Source organism: Streptomyces sp. NPDC007095 (assembly GCF_040634475.1).
In the GTDB taxonomy this organism is placed as follows: Bacteria; Actinomycetota; Actinomycetes; order Streptomycetales; family Streptomycetaceae; genus Streptomyces.
This window is the reverse complement of the sequence record NZ_JBEYFS010000129.1, coordinates 12,362-33,891: the sequence shown is the minus strand read 5'-3', so window position 1 is coordinate 33,891 and position 21,530 is coordinate 12,362. Positions and strand designations below refer to the sequence as shown.

General features: G+C 71.3%; 18 protein-coding genes. 3 read left to right on the top strand and 15 right to left on the bottom strand.

All coding sequences use genetic code 11. The annotated features are described in order from the left end of the window. Positions 1 to 68: 68 nt before the first annotated feature. The 9 genes from ABZ656_RS35250 to ABZ656_RS35210 form a co-directional block, all read right to left on the bottom strand. A complete protein-coding gene (locus ABZ656_RS35250; RefSeq protein WP_360273459.1) occupies positions 69 to 1,841 on the bottom strand; it encodes an SWIM zinc finger family protein in 1,773 nt (590 codons plus the stop codon). Next, entirely contained in the window at positions 1,838 to 4,696 is a 2,859-nt protein-coding gene (locus tag ABZ656_RS35245) for a DEAD/DEAH box helicase (protein WP_360273467.1), read from the bottom strand. The genes ABZ656_RS35250 and ABZ656_RS35245 overlap by 4 nt, the downstream gene beginning before the upstream one ends. A gap of 106 nt (positions 4,697 to 4,802) precedes the next feature. After that, entirely contained in the window at positions 4,803 to 5,384 is a 582-nt protein-coding gene (locus ABZ656_RS35240; protein WP_101401720.1) for a sugar kinase, read from the bottom strand. Beyond that, positions 5,381 to 6,526 (bottom strand): ROK family glucokinase, encoded by a 1,146-nt coding sequence (locus tag ABZ656_RS35235; protein ID WP_075032911.1) that lies wholly within the window; start codon positions 6,524 to 6,526, stop codon positions 5,381 to 5,383. Before ABZ656_RS35235 ends, ABZ656_RS35240 begins: the two co-directional genes overlap by 4 nt. 174 nt (positions 6,527 to 6,700) lie before the next feature. Next, complete coding sequence (locus ABZ656_RS35230; RefSeq protein ID WP_101403868.1) at positions 6,701 to 7,525, bottom strand: ATP-binding cassette domain-containing protein; 825 nt, start codon at positions 7,523 to 7,525, stop codon at positions 6,701 to 6,703. A gap of 17 nt (positions 7,526 to 7,542) precedes the next feature. Next, positions 7,543 to 8,604, bottom strand: a complete 1,062-nt coding sequence (locus ABZ656_RS35225) for an ABC transporter permease (protein WP_101401719.1) — start codon at positions 8,602 to 8,604, stop codon at positions 7,543 to 7,545. After that, the gene (locus ABZ656_RS35220; protein ID WP_101401718.1) at positions 8,601 to 9,605 is read right to left on the bottom strand and encodes a sugar ABC transporter substrate-binding protein; all 1,005 of its coding nucleotides are present in this window, start codon (positions 9,603 to 9,605) and stop codon (positions 8,601 to 8,603) included. Before ABZ656_RS35220 ends, ABZ656_RS35225 begins: the two co-directional genes overlap by 4 nt. A gap of 140 nt (positions 9,606 to 9,745) precedes the next feature. After that, positions 9,746 to 10,738, bottom strand: a complete 993-nt coding sequence (locus ABZ656_RS35215) for a sugar ABC transporter substrate-binding protein (RefSeq protein ID WP_101401717.1) — start codon at positions 10,736 to 10,738, stop codon at positions 9,746 to 9,748. A 182-nt stretch (positions 10,739 to 10,920) separates the two neighbouring features. Continuing rightward, the gene (locus ABZ656_RS35210) at positions 10,921 to 11,658 is read right to left on the bottom strand and encodes a GntR family transcriptional regulator (protein ID WP_060898451.1); all 738 of its coding nucleotides are present in this window, start codon (positions 11,656 to 11,658) and stop codon (positions 10,921 to 10,923) included. A gap of 127 nt (positions 11,659 to 11,785) precedes the next feature. On the opposite strand from ABZ656_RS35210, the gene ABZ656_RS35205 reads away from it, so the two are divergent. Next, positions 11,786 to 12,796, top strand: a complete 1,011-nt coding sequence (locus tag ABZ656_RS35205) for a Gfo/Idh/MocA family oxidoreductase (RefSeq protein WP_101401716.1) — start codon at positions 11,786 to 11,788, stop codon at positions 12,794 to 12,796. Positions 12,797 to 12,868: 72 nt separating this feature from the next. Here the strand turns inward: ABZ656_RS35205 and ABZ656_RS35200 are convergent, their stop codons facing one another. Together ABZ656_RS35200 and ABZ656_RS35195 are read right to left on the bottom strand one after the other, a co-directional pair. After that, entirely contained in the window at positions 12,869 to 14,041 is a 1,173-nt protein-coding gene (locus tag ABZ656_RS35200; protein ID WP_101401715.1) for a cytochrome P450, read from the bottom strand. A gap of 41 nt (positions 14,042 to 14,082) precedes the next feature. Continuing rightward, a complete protein-coding gene (locus ABZ656_RS35195; protein ID WP_101401714.1) occupies positions 14,083 to 14,757 on the bottom strand; it encodes a response regulator transcription factor in 675 nt (224 codons plus the stop codon). A 114-nt stretch (positions 14,758 to 14,871) separates the two neighbouring features. Here ABZ656_RS35195 and ABZ656_RS35190 point away from each other — a divergent pair, with 114 nt between their 5' ends. Continuing rightward, complete coding sequence (locus ABZ656_RS35190; protein WP_101401713.1) at positions 14,872 to 15,900, top strand: aldo/keto reductase; 1,029 nt, start codon at positions 14,872 to 14,874, stop codon at positions 15,898 to 15,900. Positions 15,901 to 15,918: 18 nt separating this feature from the next. Here ABZ656_RS35190 and ABZ656_RS35185 read toward each other — a convergent pair whose 3' ends face one another. Next, complete coding sequence (locus tag ABZ656_RS35185; protein ID WP_360273462.1) at positions 15,919 to 17,148, bottom strand: histidine kinase; 1,230 nt, start codon at positions 17,146 to 17,148, stop codon at positions 15,919 to 15,921. Positions 17,149 to 17,394: 246 nt separating this feature from the next. After that, positions 17,395 to 17,787 carry a ribonuclease gene (locus ABZ656_RS35180; RefSeq protein ID WP_101401711.1) on the bottom strand — a complete coding sequence of 131 codons (393 nt, stop codon included), beginning with the start codon at positions 17,785 to 17,787 and terminating at the stop codon, positions 17,395 to 17,397. A gap of 198 nt (positions 17,788 to 17,985) precedes the next feature. Here ABZ656_RS35180 and ABZ656_RS35175 point away from each other — a divergent pair, with 198 nt between their 5' ends. Beyond that, on the top strand, positions 17,986 to 18,993 hold the full coding sequence (locus ABZ656_RS35175) for a CorA family divalent cation transporter (protein WP_180362159.1): 1,008 nt from the start codon (positions 17,986 to 17,988) through the stop codon (positions 18,991 to 18,993). Positions 18,994 to 19,027: 34 nt separating this feature from the next. Here ABZ656_RS35175 and alc read toward each other — a convergent pair whose 3' ends face one another. Both alc and allB read right to left on the bottom strand, forming a co-directional pair. Further along, on the bottom strand, positions 19,028 to 20,143 hold the full coding sequence (gene alc, locus ABZ656_RS35170; RefSeq protein ID WP_101401710.1) for an allantoicase: 1,116 nt from the start codon (positions 20,141 to 20,143) through the stop codon (positions 19,028 to 19,030). A gap of 56 nt (positions 20,144 to 20,199) precedes the next feature. Then, positions 20,200 to 21,522 carry an allantoinase AllB gene (allB, locus tag ABZ656_RS35165; RefSeq protein WP_101403866.1) on the bottom strand — a complete coding sequence of 441 codons (1,323 nt, stop codon included), beginning with the start codon at positions 21,520 to 21,522 and terminating at the stop codon, positions 20,200 to 20,202. Between the last annotated feature and the right edge of the window lie 8 nt (positions 21,523 to 21,530).

Below are 21,530 nucleotides of genomic sequence, written 5' to 3'. Positions count from 1 at the left end.
CCTGATCCGGCACAGCGCGAGCACGATGGTCGCCGTCACCGCCGTCCTGCTCCTCGTCCCCAGCTTCATCACCGACCGCTACCGCTGGACGGCCGGAGGGCACGGGTCGCGGCGGTGAGGCCGGAACCTGGGCGGGCGGCGGCCAGCCGTACCGCGTCCTGCCAGAGCGTCAGCTCCGCGAGCGGGTCACGGCCCGTGGTGAGCAGCGCGTGCGCGCGGGCGGCCGCGTCCGTGGCGAGCTGGTCCAGCGCGAACGGGTCGGGGCCGCCCGGCGCGCCCGGGTAGGTCGGCGGCTGCTCGGGGTGCGCGGGTGCGGGCAGCGGCGCCGGGAGGGGCGGCAGCGCCCGGCGTGAAAAGGCGTCACGGGCCCGTACACCGGGCAGCGGCGCCGACTGGTGGTCCTGGGCGGCGCGGGCCGCGCGGGTGGCGTTGCGGCGGGACAGCGCGTCCAGCAGCTCGCGCTCGCCCCTGCCGCGCAGCAGAAGCAGTACGAAGGGGTCCTCGTCGAGCAGACGTGCCGTCTGGTAGCAGAGGGCGGCGGCGTGTTTGCAGGGGTGACCGTAGTCGGGGCAGCTGCACTGGGGTGCGAGGTCGCCGGGGCCGGGGAGCAGGTCGACTCCGCAGTCCGCGAGGGACTTGGGCATCTCCTTGTCGAGGAGCGCCGCGATGTGCCCGGGGCGCTCGGCGGCCGCGTCGAGGAAACGGTCCCAGTCGCCGTCGTCCAGCGTCCGCAGCCGGACCTGGACGCGGTACGGCCGCGGGCGGCTCCCGTGGACATAGGCGAGCACGAGTCCCGGTGTGACGGTGATGGCGTCGACGTGCCCCTGGTCGGCGTACGCCCGTCCGCGCGCCAGCCGCGCCGCGTCCAGGGCCCCCTCTTCGAGGGCGCTCACCCAGGCGTTGCCCCACCAGGTCTCCGCGAAGGTGTCCGCGTCCGCGTGCGAGGTGCGGGCGGGGAGCGACTCGAACGTGCGGCGCAGCTCGCCGTCACGGCCCGGGGATGCCATGGAGCGTGGCAGGGCGGCGGCCGACGGGAGCATGCTCGGCTCCCCGAGCCGGGGCTGCGTGGGGTGCGTCGGGTGCGTCGAACTGCGGTGCGTCTTCTCGGCATCGGGCACGGTGTCGCTCTTGGCGTCGAGCTCGGTGCCGGTCTTGGTATCGGGCTCGGTGCCGACGTGCGCCGGACGTCCGGTGGCGGTTGCCTCGCGCGGTGCTTCGGAGCCGGGCAGCTCGAAGGCCTCCGCGAGCACCTCGCGTACGTCCCGGACCCGGCCTCCCCGGTCGTGCTCCCGTCGGTCGCGCCGGGCTCGCGAAGCAGCCGACGCGCGGTCGGCGAACCGGTGCGCGCTCTCGACTCCCTTGATTTCCGCCGCTGTCCGCGCCTGTCCGGCCGACGTGCGCGCGGCGCGCAGTGCCTCGCGGGCGATGTCGCCAGGACGCGTGCCGGTTGCGGGCACGTCGGCGGACGGGGCGTCCGCCGTCTCCGCTCGGGCGGGAGGCCGTACCGGGCCGGGTTCGGCGCCTGAGTCGGTCTCCGGATCCGGGACGGTGTCCGCGCCCGGACTCGGGCCCGGGTGCGGATCGCTCCCCCGCGTGGCGGCCCGGCGCAGGGCCTGCCTGGCCACGTCGCCCGGCCGGGCCGCCGGGGAGGTCACCCCGTCGGACCGCGAACCCGGCTCCTCCCCTGCCGCCGCAACCCGGGTGTCGCGCTCCCGCGCGGCTCGCAGCGCGCGACGCGCCACGTCGGCGGGGCGCGGCCCGGCCGCCGGACGTGACGGCTCGGCGTCCGGCACGTCCACGCCCCCGGTCACCGGTCGCGTCTCCTCCTCGGCACCGCTCACGACGGCCTCCGCAGTGACACCAGGTCCGACAGCTCGCGGTCGGTCAGTTCGGTCAGGGACGCCTCCCCGGAGCCCAGGATGGCGTCGGCGAGCGCCCGCTTCGCTTCGAGCATCTCGGCGATGCGGTCCTCGACCGTGCCCTCGGTGATGAGGCGGTGGACCTGGACGGGCTGGGTCTGGCCGATGCGGTAGGCGCGGTCGGTCGCCTGTTCCTCGACAGCCGGGTTCCACCAGCGGTCGAAGTGGACGACGTGGCCCGCCCGGGTGAGGTTCAGGCCGGTGCCCGCGGCCTTGAGGGACAGCACCAGGATCGGGGTGGCCCCGCTCTGGAAGCGGTCCACCATGTGCTCGCGTTCGGCGACCGGGGTGCCGCCGTGCAGGAGCTCCACCGGGACTGCGCGCGCGGTCAGGTGGGCGGTGATCAGTCGGGCCATGCCCACGTACTGAGTGAAGACCAGCGCCGAGCCGTCCTCGGCGAGCAGTGTGTCCAGCAGCTCGTCGAGCAGGGCGAGCTTTCCGGAGCGGGCGGAGGGTCCATGGGCGGCCGCCCGGGCGTCCTCCTTCAGGAACAGCGCCGGGTGGTTGCAGATCTGCTTGAGGGAGGTGAGGAGCTTCAGGACCAGGCCGCGGCGGGCGATGCCCTCGGTCGTCTCGATGGCGAGCATCGACTCGCGGACCACGGCCTCGTAGAGGGAGGCCTGCTCGCGGGTCAGGGGGACCGGGTGGTCCGTCTCCGTCTTGGGCGGGAGCTCGGGGACGATCCCGGGGTCGGACTTCTTGCGGCGGAGCAGGAAGGGGCGGATCAGCCGGGCGAGGCGGGCGATCGCCTCCTCGTCCTCGCCGTTCTCCACGGCGCGCGCGTGTCGGGCGCGGAAGGACTTGAGGGGGCCGAGCAGGCCGGGGGTCGTCCAGTCGAGCAGGGCCCACAGCTCGGAGAGGTTGTTCTCCACGGGGGTGCCGGTGAGGGCCACGCGCGCGGGGGACGGGATCGTCCGTAGGGCCTTCGCCGTCGCCGAGTAGGGGTTCTTGACGTGCTGGGCCTCGTCCGCGACGACCATGCCCCACGTCTGCTGGGCGAGCCGGGGCGCGGCCGAGCGCATCGTGCCGTAGGTCGTGAGGACGAAACCGCCGTCGAGGTCCTCCAGGGTGCGGTCGGGGCCGTGGAAGCGGCGGACGGGGACGCCGGGCGCGAAGCGGGTGATCTCCCGCTGCCAGTTGCCCATGAGCGATGCCGGGCAGACGACCAGGGTGGGTTCGCCGCGGTCCCGGCGCAGGTGCAGGGCGATGACGGTGATGGTCTTGCCGAGGCCCATGTCGTCGGCGAGGCAGCCGCCGAGGCCGAGCGAGGTCATGAGGTCGAGCCAGGCGAGGCCCCGCAGCTGGTAGTCCCGCAGCCGGGCCTGGAGACCCGGGGGCGGTTCCACGGGGGTGATGCCGGCCGTCAGGCGGTCGCGCAGCGTGGCGAGGGCGCCGACAGGCACCGCCTCGACCGTCTCGCCGTCGACCTCCGCGGTGCCGGTGAGCGCCACGGACAGGGCGTCGACCGGGTCGAGCAGGCCCAGCTCCCGCTTGCGGGCCTTGCGGACGAGCGCGGGGTCGACGAGGACCCACTGATCGCGCAGCCGGACGACCGGGCGGTGAGCCTCGGCGAGGGCGTCCATCTCGGCCTCGGTGAGCGGGTCACCGCCGAGGGCCAACTGCCAGCGGAACTGGAGCAGTTCCTCGCTCTCGAAGAATCCGGTGCCGTCCGTGGCCGAGCCGGGCGCGGGGCGCACCACCGCGGCGGCACTGAGGTCGTGGGCGAGGTCGCGGGGCCAGTGGACGGCGACTCCGGCCGCGCCGAGGCGGGTCGCGGCGATGCCCAGCAGGTCGGAGAGCTCCTCTTCGGAGAGTGCGAGGACGTCGGGCACGTCCTGTTCGGACAGGCGGTCCAGGGGCGGCCAGACGCGGGCCGCGCGGCGCACGGCGAGCGCCGCGTCCACGCGCGCGCGGGGCCCGAAGGCCGTGTCGGCGTCGCCCGCCCACAGGGCCGCGGCGTCGACGACGAGGGTGGGGTCGGCGAGGCTGTGCACCTGGACGACGGCGGCGCCCGCGCGGTGCGCGTCCTCGCCGTCGTCGAAGAGCTGGTACGCCGACAGGTCCAGGCGGAGCGAGATCCGTACGCCCGCGTCCATGCCCGCGGCGACCTCGGCGGCCCAGTCGTGGGCTCCGGGCAGCCGCTGCGGCTCGCTGGCCGCGAAGGGTTTCCCTGAGGTGTGGGGAGCCGCGGGGGTACGCGGCAGGGTGTCGGCGACCGCGTCCAGGAAGGAGCGCATCAGCGCTTCCGGGTCGGGCAGCCGGAGGGGGCCCTTGCCGGGGAGCGGGACGGCATGCCCTTCGTACGGGAGGGCGGCGGCCACGGCCCGCAGGTGGGCGATGTCGTCCGGGTCGAGTGGGCCCGCGCGCCAGGCGTCGTGGCCCTCGGGGGTGAGCCCGGGCAGCAGCCGGCCCCGCGCGACGAGCCGCAGCGCGTGCAGCGCGGCCGCGCCCCAGCAGGTCGTGGCGGGATGTGCGGCGCGGTCGTGGCGGGCCCCGGCAAGCAGCGGGAGGGCCTCGGCGATCGGCAGGGTCAGCGCGGGGACGGTGCCGCGGCGGGCTCCGGAGCCGTGCGGGCGTACCACCGTCAGCTCGGTCGACTCGGCGGACGCCGTGCTCTCGGCGGGGGGCACGCTCCCGGCGCCGCCGTCGGACGGCAGCGGCCCGCCCTCCGGGTCCCAGAAGGCGACGCGCCCCTGGCGGGGCACGGGTGCGGGCAGGAAGACGGCGGCAAGCCGCACCGGCACAGCCGTATCGGTCCGCACGGCCTCGTCGCCCATACGTCCGGTCACCTCCCGCCCCTCGGCCGAATCAGTTGTCTTCGACTCTACGGGCGGGCTCTGACAATCGGTCCCGACGGTGGCGCCGGCGCGGGGCCGGGGCGGCTCAGGGGACCGTGCGGGAGACGACGTAGACCATGGCGCGCCCGGGCCGGGGCCAGTTCACGACGATGTCCTGGGTGGGCGCCGGGTCCTTCTGTTCGTGGACGAGGCCCCACCACGAGCCGGGGCCCGTGAACTTCCAGCCGACGACCTTCTGGTCGCGGGCACTGATGGCGATGTCGTTCTTGCGTAGTTTGTCCCGGCTGGTGCCGATCTCCGCGAGGAACTGCTCCAGGCCCGGGCCGTTGGTGGCGAACTGTACGTAGAAGCGGCTGGTCTTCCAGTTGTTCGTCTCGTAGGAGGCGACGGCGACGGCGTTCAGCGGGATCGGCACCTGGTAGAGGCGGAGCTGGACGCGCGAGGGCCAGCCCACGGTGAGGCCGGTCGCCGAGTACTTCTCCTCCTTCTGCTTGCCGCTGTCGCGGCTCTGGTTGGCGGAGATGACCAGGTAGCCGGCCGGGACGCCGATGAGCAGCACGATGATCAGCAGCGTCAGGGCACGGCGGCGGAACCTGCGGCGCGGGTCCTCCGGCGGGCGCTGGGGCTCGTCCGGAGGTGAGGCCTGGCGCGGCAGCGAGGCCGTCACAGCGTCCCCTGGGTCGTACGCCGGGACTCGGAGTAGCGCTCGTACCGCTCGTAGCGCTCCACACGCCGGCGCTTGGCGCGGCGGAAGCGGCGGGCGACGAGGCGGGCGAGGTCGGCGGCGCCGACCATGCCCGCCTCGGGGCCGAGCTGGGCGCGGGCGATACGGGCCTCGGGGCGGTAGCCGCGGCCGGTCAGGTGGCGGCGGAAGGCGTCGCGCGCGGGCCCGATGAGGAGGTCGTCGGCCGCGCTGACACCGCCGCCGATGACGAAGCAGGAGGGGTCCAGGGCCGCCGCCAGGTTGGCGATGCCGACGCCGAGCCACTGGCCGATGTCCTGGAGCAGCTCGATGCACATGGCGTCGCCCTCGCGGGCGAGCTCGGTGATCATCGGGCCGGTGATGTCGCCGATGTTGCCCTTGACGTGCTCGATGATCCCGTACGCGACCGGGGAGTCCGCGGCGGCGAGTTCACGGGCCTCACGGACCAGCGCGTTGCCGGAGCTGTACTGCTCCCAGCAGCCGCGGTTGCCGCACGGACAGCGGTGGCCGCCGGGAACCACCTGCATGTGACCGAACTCGCCCGCGACGCCGAACTTGCCTCGCTTGACCTGGCCGTCCTCCAGCAGCGCGCCGCCGATGCCGGTGCCGAGCGTGATCATGACGAGGTTGTCCTCGCCACGGCCCGCGCCGAACCGCCACTCCGCCCAGGCGGCGGCGTTGGCGTCGTTGTCGACCAGAACCGGGACGGCGAGCCGTCCGGCGAGGCGGTCGCGCAGAGGCTCGTTGCGCCAGGACAGGTGGGGGGCGAAGAGGACGCGGTTGCGCTCGGCGTCGACCCAGCCGGCCGCGCCGATGCCGACGGCGTGCACGTCGTGCCGGTCGGAGAGGTCCAGGACCAGCTCCACGATGGTGTCCTCGACGACCTTGGGGCTCTTGGACTTGTCCGGCGTCTCGGCGCGGAGCTTCTCCAGGATGTTGCCGTCGGCGTCGACGACGCCCGCCATCACCTTCGTGCCGCCGATGTCGATACCGACGGTGGGGACGCGGGGCGCCGTCAGGTGGGAACGGCGTTCACGCGTCCCTACGGTCCGCAGGACGGTGGCCCGCGCGGAGCCGCGGTGTGCGAGGTCGCGGTAGGTGCTCATCGGGCCGATTCTGCCTCACCGTGCCAGGGAGGCGCATGGCGGAGTCCCCCCTGGGCTCTCCAGGGCGCTCCGCCGGAGCGCCCTGGAGAGCTTTGGGACGTATGTGAACCGCGGGCCGTGTGTGGCTGGTCGCGCCCACGCGGCGGAGCCGCAAATGTCACAGCCCCGCGCCCCTCAGGGGGCGCTCCGCTCCAGCTCGTGACGCAGGTCGTCCAGCTCGCTGCCGCCCGCCATCTGGCGGGTCAGCTCGTCGAGGGTGATCTCGTCGCGGGTGTGGCTGCCGAACATGGCGCCGCGCTTCAGGAGGACGAAACGGTCGCCCACCAGGTACGCGTGGTGCGGGTTGTGGGTGATGAGGACCACGCCGAGACCGGCGTCCCGCGCGGCGGCCACGTACTTGAGGACCACGCCGGACTGCTTCACGCCTAGCGCGGCGGTGGGCTCGTCGAGGACGAGGACCTTGGCGCCGAAGTGGACGGCGCGGGCGATCGCCACGCACTGGCGCTCACCGCCGGAGAGGGTACCGATGGGCTGGTCGACGTCACGCAGGTCGATGCCCATGCGCAGCAGCTCCGCGTGGGTGGTCCTGCGCATGCGGTCGACGTCCATGCGCTTGAAGGGGCCCGTGCCCCTCGACAGCTCGGAGCCGAGGAAGAAGTTCCGCCACACCGGCATCAGCGGGACCACGGCGAGGTCCTGGTAGACGGTGGCGATGCCCCGGTCCAGGGCCTCGCGCGGGGAGGTGAGGCGGGTCTCCTCGCCCTCGATGCTCAGGGTGCCGGCGTCGTGCTGGTGCAAACCCGCGATGATCTTGATCAGTGTGGACTTGCCCGCGCCGTTGTCGCCGAGCACACACGAGATCTCCCCCGCGTGCACCACCAGCGAGACGTCTTCGAGGGCGCGGATGTTGCCGTAGTACTTGCTGACGTCATCGAGTTCGACGAGCGCCGTGCGTTCCGTGGCGGCCGCGCCGGTCGTCTTCCCCGCGTCCGTCGTCATGCCGTCGCCGTCCGTCGTCATGCCGTCGCCTCCGCGCGCTTGCGGACCCAGTGATTGAGCAGGGTCGCCAGGAGCAGCATCACTCCCAGGAAGAACTTGAACCAGTCCGGGTTCCACTCGGCGAACACGATGCCCTTGCTCACCATGCCGAAGATCAGCGCGCCGACCGCCGCGCCGACCGCGGAGCCGTAGCCGCCGGTGATCAGACAGCCGCCGATGACGGCCGCGATGATGTAGATCAGCTCGTTGCCCACGCCCTCGCCGGACTGCACGACGTCGAACGAGAACAGCAGGTGCTGCCCGGAGATCCAGGCGCCGAAGGCGACACCCATGTAGAGGCCGATCTTCGTCTTGTTGACCGGGACGCCGACCGCGCGGGCCGCGTCCTCGCCGCCGCCGACGGCGTAGATCCAGTTGCCGAAGCGGGTGCGCAGCAGGATCCAGGTGGCGACGACGACCAGGGCCAGCCACCACAGGATGGTGATCTTGAAGTCGACGCCGCCGATGGTGAGCGTCGAGGCGAAGACGTCCCTGGCCGAGGAGAAGCCCTGCATGTCGGAGATCGACTTCGTGGACACCGTGCCGCTGATCAGCTTGGTGAAGCCGAGGTTCATACCGGTCAGCATCAGGAAGGTGCCGAGCGTGATGATGAAGCTCGGCGGGTCCGTACGGGTCAGCATGACGCCGTTGAAGACGCCGATCGCCAGCGTGACGACCAGCGAGACGAGGACGCCGACCCAGACGTTCGCGGTCATCTGGTAGCTGAACATCGAGGAGATCAGCGCGGAGCTGGTCACCATGACGCCCGCGGAGAGGTCGAACTCGCCGCCGATCATCAGCAGCGCGACCGGTACGGCCATGATGCCGATCGTCGAGGAGGCGTACAGCACCGTGCTGAGGCTCGCGGCCCGTACGAAGCTGTCCGCGAAGATCGCGAAGAAGAGGAAGACCGCGATCGCGCCGACCACGGAGCCGAGCTCGGGCCGGCCCATGAGTCTGCGCAGTGGCGAGGTCTTCAGGAGGCGCTCGTCGACCTTGGTGTCGGGCGACGGCGCGGGTGCAGGCGCAGTGGCGCTCATCGGGTCCCCCGCTTGGTGTACTCCTCGAGCGCGGCGGCCTGATCCTTGGTGATGATCTGCGGGCCGGTGAGGACCGGCTTGCCGCCGCCGAGGGCATCGGCGTTGTACTTGTAGAGCCACAGCAGGTCCACGGCCTCGTACCCCTGGAGGTAGGGCTGCTGGTCGACCGCGAAGCCGAGCGTGCCGTCCTTGAGCTCCGAGGCCACCTTCGCGTTCAGGTCGAAGGTGTCGATCTCGGCCTTGCTGCCCGCGTCGGCCTTCGCCTTCACCGCGGTGTCCGCGTAGGGGGCGCCGAGCGTGACGACCGTGTCGATGGACTTGTCGGCCTGCAGCTTGGCGCCGATGGAGGACTGCACGTCGGGCATGCTGGTGCCCTGGACGTAGAGGTTCTGCACGGTGCCGTGGAAGGTCTTCTTCACACCGGCGCAGCGCTGCTCGTGGCCGACGTTGCCCTGCTCGTGCAGGATGCACAGGGCCTTCTTGCGGCCCCGCTTGTTCAGCTCCTCGCCGACCGCCTCACCGGCGATCGTCTCGTCCTGCCCGATGTGGGCGAGCGCGCCGAACGCCTTGGACTGCTCGGATCCGGAGTTCACCGTGATCACGGGAATGCCGGCCTTCTCGGCGCGCGCGACGGCGGCCTTCATCGCGTCCGGCTTGGCCAGCGTGACGATGATGCCGTCGACCTGCTTGTCCACGGCGGCGTCGACGAGCTGCGCCTGCTGCTGCGCCTCGGCGTTGTGCGAGTACAGGAAGTTGATGTTGTCCTTGACGGCGGCCTGCTTGGCGCCGTTCTGCACGATGTCCCAGAACGTGTCGCCGTCGCCTGAATGGGTGATCATCGCGAAAGTCCACTTGGGCGTGTTCACCGCGGCCCTGCCCTGGGCCGACGCCGCCTTACGGGCATCCTCGGCCCGCTTCCCGCCGGTGCTGCTGCATCCCGCGAGGGACACCCCCAGCGCCCCTGCGAGCGCGATGCTTACCCAGGTCCGAGTCCGTGCCACGAGGCCGTGCCCTTCTTGCTGTGTTCTTTGGTGCGCCGGGGCCCGCGAAGCGGCCCGGCGGGCCGTTCCGCAGGCCCCGGGGGCCGACATCTCGCCGGCCCCAAACGCCCAAGTATCGAACACTGGGATCGTGCACCCCATCAGCGGGTCCCGCGCGCGGTGTACTTCTCGAGGGTCGAGGCGTCCTTCTCGGTGATGATGGCCGGGCCGGTCAGGACCGTCTTGCCGCCGCCGAGGATGTCTCCGTTGGTCTTGTAGAGCCACAGCATGTCGATGGCCTCGTACCCCTGGAGGTAGGGCTGCTGGTCGACCGCGAAGCCGACCTCCTTGGCCTGGAGGCGCTTGACCACCTCGGCGTTCAGGTCGAAGGTGTCGATCTCCGCCTTGCTGCCCGCGTCGGCCTTGGCCTTCACCGCGACGGCGGCGATCGGGGCGCCCAGGGTGACCACGGCGTCGATGCCCTTGGTCGCCTGGAGCTTCGCCTCGACGGAGGACTGGGTGGCAGGGGCGTTGGTGCCGTCGACGTTGAGGTTCTCGACCGTGCCCTTGAAGGTCTTCTTCACGCCCGCGCAGCGCTGTTCCAACGAGACGTTGCCCTGCTCGTGGATGACGCAGACGGCCTTCTTCAGGCCCCGGTTGTTGAGCTCCTCTCCGACGGCCTCACCGGCGACCGACTCGTCCTGGCCGAAGTGCGCGAGCGCCCCGAACCGCTTGGAGAACTCCGCACCGGAGTTGATCGTGACGACCGGGATGCCCGCCTGCTCGGCCTTGGCGAGGACGTCCTTCATGGCATCGGGCTTGGCCAGGGTGACGACGATCCCGTCGACCTTCTTGTCGATGGCGGCCTGGACGAGCTGGGCCTGCCCGCCCGCTTCCTTGTCGTTCGAGTACAGGAAGTCGACGTTGTCCTTGCTCGCCGCCTGCTTGGCGCCGCTCTGCACGATGTCCCAGAAGGTGTCGCCCTCGCCGGAGTGCGTCACCATCGCGATCTTCAGACGGGGCGTGCTCGCGGCCTTGCCACCACTCCCGCTGCCGCTCGCCTTGTTCTCGGAGTCCTTGCCACCGGAGTTGCTGCAGCCGGCCGCGAGCGCGATCACGGCGATCACCGCCGCTGCCGTTCGGGCTGTACGCATGGTCGGAACACCCTCTTTTCCGCCGCTCCTTTGCGGCTGAGGGGAGTTCTAGCTTTGCGTCCGCACACCAGTCAATGCACTTTTTAGAACATTCTTACGATTCAAATTCGGCCTCGCCGAAGCCGAATCACGGCCACTCCCCAACCGATTGACGGCCGATTGACGGCCGATTCACGGCCGATTCACGGCCGCACGAGAAGCTGGAATTCGAAGGAGTAGCGCGAGGCACGGTACATGTGGCTGCCGAACTCCACCGCGCGCCCGGTGTCGTCGAACGTGGTGCGCTGCATGGTCAGCAGCGGTGCCCCCTCGGGCTCACCGAGCCGCTCCCCCTCCTCCGCGGTGGCCGCGCGGGCACCGACGGACTGACGGGCGCTGTGCAGCGTGATGCCCGCGGCCCGCATCAGCCGGTACAGACCGGTGGCCTCCATCTGCTCGCTGTCCAGCTCCAGCAGCTCCGGGGGCAGGTAGTTGCAGAGGTACGCCATCGGCTCCCCGTGGGCGAGCCGCAGCCGCTCCACCCGGTGCACGTCACTGCCCTCGGCCACGCCCAGAGCGGCCGCGACCTCGGCGGACGCCGGTACGACGGTGTTGACGAGCACCCGGGTCGCGGGGCGCTGCCCGGCCGCCTCCAGGTCGTCGTACAGACTGCTGAGCTCCAGAGGCCGCTTGACCTGGCTGTGCACGACCTGGGTGCCGACACCGCGGCGGCGCACCAGCAGACCCTTGTCGACGAGGGACTGGATGGCCTGGCGGACCGTGGGCCGGGACAGCCCGAGCCGCCCCGCGAGCTCGATCTCGTTGCCGAGCAGACTGCCCGGGGTCAGGGTCCCGTGCTCGATCGCGGCCTCCAGCTGTTGGGACAGCTGGAAGTACAGCGGGACCGGACTGCTGCGGTCGACGCTGAGCTGGAGCGACACGGTCGGATCCTCATCTGGTTTCGGCACGGGCCGAGCGTAGCTCCGGGAGATGTTGACGGGAAGTTGTGTAGTTCGATTGTCCGGACAAAGCATTGACAGCGTGCCTGGTGGGCCTCAGTTTGTTCCCATGCGCATCGGACTTATCGGAACGGGTCGTATCGGCACATTTCACGCGACCGTTCTCAACCGCCACCGCGAGGTCGGCTCCCTCATCGTCACGGACGCGGACTCGGTGAGGGCACATGCGGTCGCGGACCGGCTGGGCGCGACGGCGGCGCCCAGCGTGGACGAGATCTTCACCTGGGGTGTGGACGCCGTGGTCATCACGGCGGCCACCTCGGCGCACGGCGAACTGATCGGTCGGGCCGCGCGCCTGGGGCTCCCGGTGTTCTGCGAGAAGCCCATCGCGGTCGATCTGCCGGGCACGCTGTCCGCGCTCGCCGAGGTCGACGCGGCCGGCACGGTCCTGCAGCTGGGATTCCAGCGCCGCTTCGACACGGGCTACACGACCGCGCGCGAGGCGGTGCGCTCGGGGCGGCTCGGACGGCTGCACACCATCCGCGCGATGACCTCCGACCAGTCGCCACCCCCGGCCGCGTACCTCCCGGTCTCCGGCGGCATGTACCGCGACTGCCTCGTCCATGACTTCGACATGCTGCGCTGGATCACCGGCCACGAGGTGGTCGAGGTGTACGCGATGGGCTCCGACGCCGGGCCCTCGATGTTCCGTGAGGCGCATGACATCGACACGGCCGCCGCCGTCCTCACCCTGGACGACGGCACACTCGCCACGACGACGGCGACCCGGCTGAACGGCGCGGGCTACGACGTGCGCATGGAACTGGCCGGCGAGCTGGACCAGATCGGCGTCGGCCTGGACGACCGTACGCCGATCACCTCCACCGAACCGGCCGGACCGCCGGCCGCCGACAAGCCGTGGACCGGTTTCCTGGAGCGCTTCGGCCCCGCCTACGAGGCCGAGCTCGCCGCCTTCGTCGACGTCGTGCGCGGCGAACGCGCCAACCCCTGCGACGGGCAGGAGGCCCTGCACGCACTGCGCATCGCCGAGGCCTGCGAGCTGTCGCGGCTGGAGAGACGCCCGGTGTACCTGGCGGAGATCCCCGGCAGACGGGACTGAGCGGACACGTCGGTGCCCCTCCTCACCCGAAGCGGCACCTTCGTCACCCCCGCCTCACCTCCCACGCACCACTCACCAGCGCACCGGCAGGCTGCGCAGACCGCGCATCAGCATGCCGGGGAGCCAGTCACCAGGGGGCCCGTCCAGCGCGAGATCCGGGCATCTCTCCAGCAGGGAGCGCAGCGCGACCCGGGCTTCGAGACGGGCCAGCGGCGCACCCAGGCAGTAGTGGATGCCGTGCCCGAAGGAGAGATGGCCCTGCGGGACGCGGTGGATGTCGAAGCGGTCCGGATCCGGGCAGCGCGCCGCGTCACGGTTGGCGGCATCGAGCCCGATCATCACCGAGTCACCGGCCGCGATGGCCCTGCCACCGATCTCCAGCGGCTCCGCCGCATAGCGGTACGTCGCCGTCTCGACCGGTCCCTCGAAGCGCAGCACCTCCTCCACCGCGCCGTCGAGGAGCGTCATGTCGGCCCGCAGCGCGGCGAGTTGGCGGGGGTGGGTGAGCAGAGCATGCACACCGTTCGTGATCAAATTGACCGTGGTCTCGTGGCCCGCGACCAGCAGGATGAACGCCATCCCGCGCAACTCGTCCCGGGAGAGCCGGTCGCCGTCCTCGGCCCGGGTGCGGATGAGGTCGCTGAGCAGGTCGTCGCCAGGTGCCGTGCACCGCTTGTCCTCGATCAGCTCATCGAGATAGGCGGCCAGCTGCCGGACGGCGGCCAGCTCGGAATCTCCGTCGGTCGGCGTCACGATCTCGTTCGACAGCGCGCGGAACGTCACCCGGTCGATGTCCGGAACGCCGAGCAGCTCGCAGATGACGGTGATCGGCAGCGGATAGGCGAACGAGTCGACGAGGTCGGCGCCCCCCTTCGGCAGCATCTCGTCCAGCAGTTCGTCGGTGATCTGCTGGACGCGCGGGCGCATCGCCTCCACCCGCCGCATGGTGAACGCGCCCGTGACGAGGGAGCGCAGCCGGGTGTGCTCCGGCGGGTCGGCGATCAGCACGTACCGGCCCATCAGCTCCTCTTCGAGCGAGCTCCACCCCCCTCTCCTCGTGTCCTTGGAGAGCCTCGGGTCGGCGAGGGCGGCCCGCGCCTCCTCGTACCCGACGACGAGCCAGCCCTCGTACGCACCCGGCTGCGGCGTCCGCACCCAGTGGACGGGGCCACGCTCGCGCAGCGCCGCGTACACCGGATACGGGTCCCTCGTGAACCCCGCGCCGTACTCCCCCAGATCGATCATGGTTCCCCTCCCGTTGTCCTTCCAACGCGCAGACCCCGCGCTCAGTGCCCGTCGTCTCCCTCCAGAAGTCCCGCGTCGTACGTCAACAGGGCGATCTGCACACGGTTGTTGAGGCCGAGCTTGGCGAGGATCCGTGAGACATGGGTCTTGACGGTGGCGACGCTCATGTACAACTCGGCGGCGATCTCGGCGTTGGAGGAGCCCCGGCCGACGGCCACGGCGACCTCGCGTTCACGGTCGTTGAGCGCGCCGATCCGGTCCCGGGCGCCGGTGCGCCGCCCACCCGGCGCCCCACCGGCCGCGTGCTCCATCAACTGGCGGGTGACGGCGGGCGAGAGCACGGGATCACCGGCCGCGACCCGGCGTACCGCGTCGAGGATCTCCACAGGCGGCGTGTCCTTGAGAACGAACCCGGCGGCACCCACGCGCAGCGCCCGCAGCACCTGGTCGTCGGCGTGAAACGTGGTGAGGACCACGATCTGCGGCGCGTCCTCGCGCCCTCGCAGCCGTTCGGTGGCCGTGAGCCCGTCGACCACCGGCATCCGGATGTCCATCAGGACGACGTCCGGGCGGGTGCGGTCGACGAGCGCCTCGACGTCACTGCCGTCCGCGGCCTCGCCGACGATCTCGATGTCGTCGGCGCCGCCCATCATGAAGGACAGGCCGGCCCTGACCAGCGGATCGTCGTCGACGAGAAGCAGCCGGATCGCATTCATGGTGCCTACCGTAGGTGCCCGCCGGGGCATTACCCACGCTTCGAACGCGACGAACGACTACCGTCGGCCGACAGGACAGTCTCGACGGGGTCTCACCCGGGAGTGAGGAGTTCAGTGCGCTATCGGCTCTTGGGCAGGACCGGCCTGCGCGTCTCGGAGCTGTTCCTCGGCGCCATGACGTTCGGGGAGCAGGGCGGGGTGGGAGCGCCGAGAGAGGAGTGCGCGCGGATCCTCGACGCGTACGCGGAGGCGGGCGGCAACGTGGTGGACACGGCCGTCAACTACCGGGGCGGCGCCAGCGAGGAGATCGTGGGGGAGTTGCTCAAGGGCCGGCGCGACCGTTTCGTCCTCTCCACCAAGTACACCGTCTCCCGCGACGGCACCGACCCGAACGCCGCCGGGAACCACCGCAAGAACCTCGCCCTCTCCCTGGAGACGAGCCTGCGGCGCCTCGACACCGACTACATCGACGTCTACTGGGTGCACATCTGGGACCGGAACACACCGGTCGAGGAGACCATGCGTGCCCTGGACGACGCCGTAAGGTCCGGCAAGGTCCTGTACGTGGGTATCTCGGACGCGCCCGCCTGGGTGGTCTCACGGGCCAACACCCTTGCCGAGTGGCGAGGTTGGTCCCCCTTCGCCGCACTCCAGGTACCGTACAGCCTGCTCAGCCGCGACGCGGAACGTGAGCTCCTCCCCATGGCGGAGACCCTCGGCATGTCGGTGGCCGCGTGGAGCCCGCTGCAGAACGGCGTTCTGTCGGGCAAGTACACACGTCCGGGCGGCGTGGCCCCGGGCACGGCGACCCGCCTCTCCCCGGAGGCGATCGGGGAACTCGAACGGACGGTGGCCGAAGCGGTCCAGTCGGCGGCCGACGAACTGGGCGCCTCCCCCGCCCAGGTGGCCATCGCCTGGACCATGGCCCACTCCCCCACCGTCCACCCCATCATCGGCGCACGCCACGTCACCCAGCTCACCGACAACCTGGGCGCGAGCGAACTCGCCCTCCCCGACCACATTCTGACCAGCCTGGAGGAGGCCACGGCCTTCCGCACAGGCTTCCCGACAGACTTCATCAACGAGACATCAAGCTGGGTGTACGGCACCGCGGGCCACCGAGTAATCCCCCGCAAGCCCTGACACACCCGCACCCCACGCTCATCCACCCCACGGCAGCCACGCCCGCACCAAGAAGCCCCCACCCCCGTCGGACCGGTGCTCCAGGCGCCCCCCGGCCAGAGTGGCCCGCTCCGTCAGCCCGATCAGCCCCTGCCCGGAACCCGGCACATGCGGCACCTCCCCCGGAGGGGCCGGATTTCGCACGGACACACTCAGACCGTCGCCCGGGGCACCCGAGACATCAACCGTGACCTCGGCTCCCGGAGCATGCTTACGAGCGTTCGTCAGCCCTTCCTGGGCGATGCGATACACGGTCCGCCCGACGGACGCGGGCACGGCCGCGGCATCGGTGACCCGCAGATCGAGGGCCACCTTCATCCCCGCCTCACGCGACTCGGAGACGAGCGCGTCCAACGCGCCGAGCGTCGGCTGCGGCCGCCCCGCGTCGTCGGAGTCACCCGCCCGCAGCACCCCGATGATCTCCCGCAGATCCTGCAGGGCCTCGTGCGCGCTCTCCCGGATCACCCCGGCGGCCCGCGCGACCTCCTCGCGAGGCGCGTCCGGCCGGAACTCCAACGCCCCCGCGTGCACGCTCAACAGCGTCAGCCGGTGGGCGAGCACATCGTGCATCTCGCGCGCGATCGCTTCGCGCGCCAGCCGCTGCGCCTGCTCGGCCCGTAGCGCGGCCTCCGTCTCGGCCCGCCGAGCCCGGTCCCGCAGGCTCAGCATGAGCTGCCGCTTGGACCGTACGAACATGCCCCAGCCGACGACCGCCAGCGTCAGCAGCGCGGTGACGGCGATGGCGGCGGCGTAGGGCAGATCGGGATCGGGGCGCAGCCAGAAGTAGACCGGAAGCAGGGCGAGCTGGAGACCGGCGACCCAGCCCACGTACTTGAGGGGCCGGTGCACGGCGAGCGTGAAGAGGGCGATCAGGCCTGCGCCGCCCGCGGTGTTGGAGAGCAGTCCGACGGGGATCATCGCCATGGCCAGCCCCAGCGGCCACCGGCGGCGCGACCACACGGCGAGGCAGGCGAGTCCGCCGATCCACTGGTCGACGACGGCGAGGGCGTGCGGGGTGTCCGGGTCGCGGGCCAGCGTGTGCGCGGCCATCACCCCGATGACGACGGCCAGCAGAAAGCAGCCGAGGTCGACCACCCAGTCACGCGCGGTACGCCGCGGCCGTCCGCCCCGCCCCGTCCGCTCGGGGCCGAGCTCCGCGACCACGGCCGACGGCAGCAGCCAGCGCCGCCCGGGCAGAACGGGTGCCATCGGCACCGGATTGTCACCACTCACGGTCGGCAAATCTACGAGGCCCGCCCCGCGGGCACCTCCCCCGCGGCGGCGATCGTCGACCAAAGTTGCGGCGCCGCATACTTTCGTCCGGACGTACCTCGCCCCGCGGCCCATGAACGTGGGGGGAACCGCGGGGCGAGGAGCTTCCGCAAGGCGATCAGAACAGCCGAACCGGTTGAAGCAGATCAAACGGTCAAACCAGTCGCACGCTCAGCCCTCGGCTCAGCAGCCGAAGTTGATCAGCTTGAACGTGACGTAGTGGTCCGAGGTGTAGTAGTCCTCCTGCGTCTTCTTGCCGGTCACGATGCGCTTGGCGCCGCGCGTCGAGGATCCCGGCGTGATGACGGTGTACTCGTGGTAGTACCCGGTGGACTGGGAGGGCAGGACACCCTCCCGGTTCTGGAAGACGACCCCGTCCTGCGAGTACGGGAAGGGACCGCCCGACGCGATCAGGTCCAGCGTGTCGTACGCCTGCGACGGCAGGTTGCTGTAGCAGATGCTGCCCACGGCGGTGGCCGCCGCATTGGCGGGGACCACGGTGGTGCCGCCGATGAGCAGCGCGGACATGAAGGCGACCAGGGCGCCGATACGAGTGATTCGTGGGGGGAATCTCATGACTCTAGGATGACGCGCGTAGACCCTGGCATGTCAATGTCAAGGCAGAGGATTTCTCCCGCCAAGTCCGATGAATTTTCCGGGAGTTAACGAAGCCCGACACGACGCCGGGCGCGGTCAGCTGCTCGCGGGACCTTCGGCGGTAGTGTGCCGAGGGACGGTGCAGTGTGCACACGACGCCATCCACGGTGAGGGGCGATGATCGTTTCGGTGGTGTCGATGCCGGAGGGCGTCGTCGTACGCACCGGTCTGGCACAGGCCCGGGAGCGCCTCGCGGCGACCTCCGGCTTCGTGATCGTGGACATCGACCTGGGAGACGAACCCCCACTCGACGACGAGCCGCTCTCCCGTCGGCTCGGACTGGACGACGCGGCCGGGGAGTGGCTCGGCAGAGCGGACGAGCACGTCCGGGCCGAGTACCACGGCGGCGCTGCCATCGGCGTCGTTCCGGTGGTCTGCGGAAACGAGGTCTCCCACGTCCATGTCCTCGCCGACGAGCGCCGCTTCATCACGGTGCATCACGGGTCCGTCGAACTGATCGAGGCCTTCATCGACCGGTTGCGGCAGGATCTGCCCCCCGACGTGATGACGACGCTGTTCCTGTTTCTGCAAGGGGTCCTGGAGACCTTTCGCCGGGCCGTCACACAGGCCCATCTGGAGGTCGAGGACCTGGAGGAGGCCATGTTCGAGCGGCGGCAGCCGGAGCACGTCCACCGGCTGGCCCAGCTGCGACGGCGCGCGGCCCGTCTGCATCGCGCGTTCCTGCCGTACGCCGCGGTCGCCCAGGAGATCCTGGTGCGCCGCAGGATGGCGGATCACCACCTCTCGGAGGAGCGGCAGGCGATGAACCGGCTGCACGAGCACACCGTGCAGCTGGTCCTCGTGGAGATCGAGGCGCTGCGGGACGCGGCCCGGCGGGCCGCGACCAGCTACGCCTCACTCGTCGCCGATCAGCAGAACGTCGTGATCAACAGACTCACCATCGTCTCGATGATCTTCTTGCCGCTGTCGTTCCTGACCGGCTTCTTCGGTATGAACTTCGCCTACCTCACCAACCGGCTGACGAGCGAGGACTCCTTCCTGGAGTTCGGCGTGGGTCTGCAGGTGGGTGCCGTGATCGTCGCCCTGTACTACGTGCTGTACCGCACGCACTGGCGGCAGCTGCGCGACAGCCGTGCCCGCGACGCCGCCGGCGACCAGTCCTGATCACGGCCCGCGGACCCCGCACGGCAGGGCGGCCTCAGCCGCCGAGCTCCTGGTACCTGGCCGTGAGGGCCGTGGCGCCTTCCTCCGTGAGGGAGCCGAACAGACGCAGGCGGGAGATGCCTCCGTCGGGAAAGATGTCCACGCGCGCGTGGGTCCCGCTCACCGGCGCGGCTAGGACGAAGCGGTGGTTGGTGTCGGGCTGGAGGCGGGTACGGGGGAGGATCTCCGTCCAGTCGCCGTCGTCGCCGTCCTTCACCGACACCGACGCCCAGCCGGCGCTGTTGCCCTTCAGATACGCCGTGTCGATCTCCAGAGCGCGGATCTCGGACTGGGCGACCATCTGGTAGCGGATCCAGTCGTTGCCCTGGTCGCGGCGGCGGCGGGTCTCCCAGCCGTCGTCCATCTTGCGGGAGCGCCCCGGCTGGATGGTGTTCGTGGCGGGCGAGTAGAAGAGGTTGGACGCGTCCTCGACCCGCCCGCCGTTCTCCAGGGCGAGGACGTCGAAGGTGCCGAGCGCGGAGAGCCACTCCGGGTCGGCCACGACCTCGCCGTACACACGCAGCCGGGCGATGCCGCCGTCGGGGTGCTGGTTCACGCGGAGGTGGGTGAAGCGCTGCTCGACGGAGACGGCGAAGCCGTTGGCGGCGTGGCCGCCGACCGCCGTGCGCGGTACGAGCGTCGTCCACTTGACGTCGTCCGCGAGGAGTTCCTCCGGTGACGGGGAGCCGGGCACCGAGGCGCCCTCGACCGACACCGCCTGGGGGTAGTTCCCGCGGAAGTGGGCCGTGTCGACCACCACCCCGCGTACGACACCGGGTGCGCCGAGCCGGACGAGCGCCCAGTCGTGATCCTCGGCCGTCGGCCACGGGTGCTCGGCCGAGGCGCCGCGGCGCCGCCGCGTCTCCCAGCCGTCCATGATCTTGCCCTTGTGCCCGAAGTGCTCGGGGTCGAACTCGGCCCGCCCGGGCAGCAGGAGGTTCTCGCGCTGGGCGAAGAACTCGTCGTTGGCGGCGATGACCCCGGCGCCGAGCTGCCGGTCGGCGAGGTTGGCGTACTGGGTGAAGGGGAAGTCGGCGGTGCGGTGGTCCGCGTACGGGTCGCCGCCTCCGTAAGGGCTCGCGTCGCCGGTGAAGTGAGGAATCGCCGTCACGTTGATCAGGTCTGCCTTTCGAGGTCGGCCGCTGCGGGTGCGGATGCGTCCGAGGACTACGGGGTGCGCGTCAGGAGTTCGCCGCCGGGAGCGCCGAACTCGCCGTCGGCCACGATGCGCTCGCCTCGCAGCCAGGTGGACTTCACGACCCCGCTGAGCGTTCGTCCGGCGTACGCCGTGACCCGGTTGCGGTGCTGCAGCGCGGCGGGATCCACGGTGAAGGTCTCGTCGGGGGCGAGGACGGCGAAGTCGGCGTCGAGGCCCACCGCGATGGCGCCCTTGCGGGAGTCCAGGCCGACCAGTCGGGCCGTGCGCGTGGACATCCAGCGGACCACGTCCTCCAGGCTGTGCCCGCGCTTGCGGGCCTCCGTCCAGACCGCCGGCAGGCTCAGCTGAAGCCCGGAGATGCCGCCCCAGGCGGTCGCGAAGTCGTCCGTCTTCAGGTCGGCCGTGGACGGCGAGTGGTCGGTGACGACGCAGTCGATCGTGCCGTCGGCCAGCGCCTGCCACAGCAGGTCCTGGTTGGCGGCCTCGCGGATGGGCGGGCAGCACTTGAACTCGCTCGCCCCGTCGGGGACTTCCTCGGCCGTCAGGGTCAGGTAGTGGGGACAGGTCTCCACCGTGATCCGCACGCCCGCGCGCTTGGCCTCGGCGATCAGGGGCAGCGCGTCGGAGGACGACAGGTGCAGCACGTGCACACGCGCGTGGAGGCGTTCGGCCTGCGCGATGAGGTTGCCGATGGCGGTGTCCTCGGCGTCGCGCGGGCGTGAGGCCAGGAAGTCGGTGTACTTCCGCCCGCCCTTCTGAGGGGCGGCGGCCAGGTGGTGCGGGTCCTCGGCGTGCACGATGAGCAGGCCGTCGAACGCGGCGATCTCGGCCAGGGACCGGGCCAGTTGCTCCTGGTCCAGCTCGGGGAACTCCTCCACGCCGGACGGCGACAGGAAGGCCTTGAAGCCGAAGACTCCCGCGTCGTGCAGCGGGCGCAGGTGCTTGACGTTGTCGGGGAGGGCACCGCCCCAGAAGCCGACGTCGATGTGCGCCTTGGAGCGGGCGACGTCCTGCTTCGCATGGAGGTGGTCGACCGTGGTCGTCGGCGGGAGGGAGTTGAGCGGCATGTCGACCAGGGTGGTGATGCCGCCGGCCGCGGCGGCGCGCGTCGCGGTCCAGAAGCCCTCCCATTCCGTGCGGCCGGGGTCGTTGACGTGTACGTGGGTGTCGACCAGGCCCGGCAGGAGGACGTCGTCGCCGAAGTCCTCCAGGCGGACGCCGGGCGGCACCTCGGCGTCGTGCGCGAGCACGGCCGTGATCCTGCCCGCGGCGACCGCGACCGTGGCGGCGCGCGTCCCTTCGGGAGTGATGACGCGCGTCGAGCGCAGCATCAGTTCGA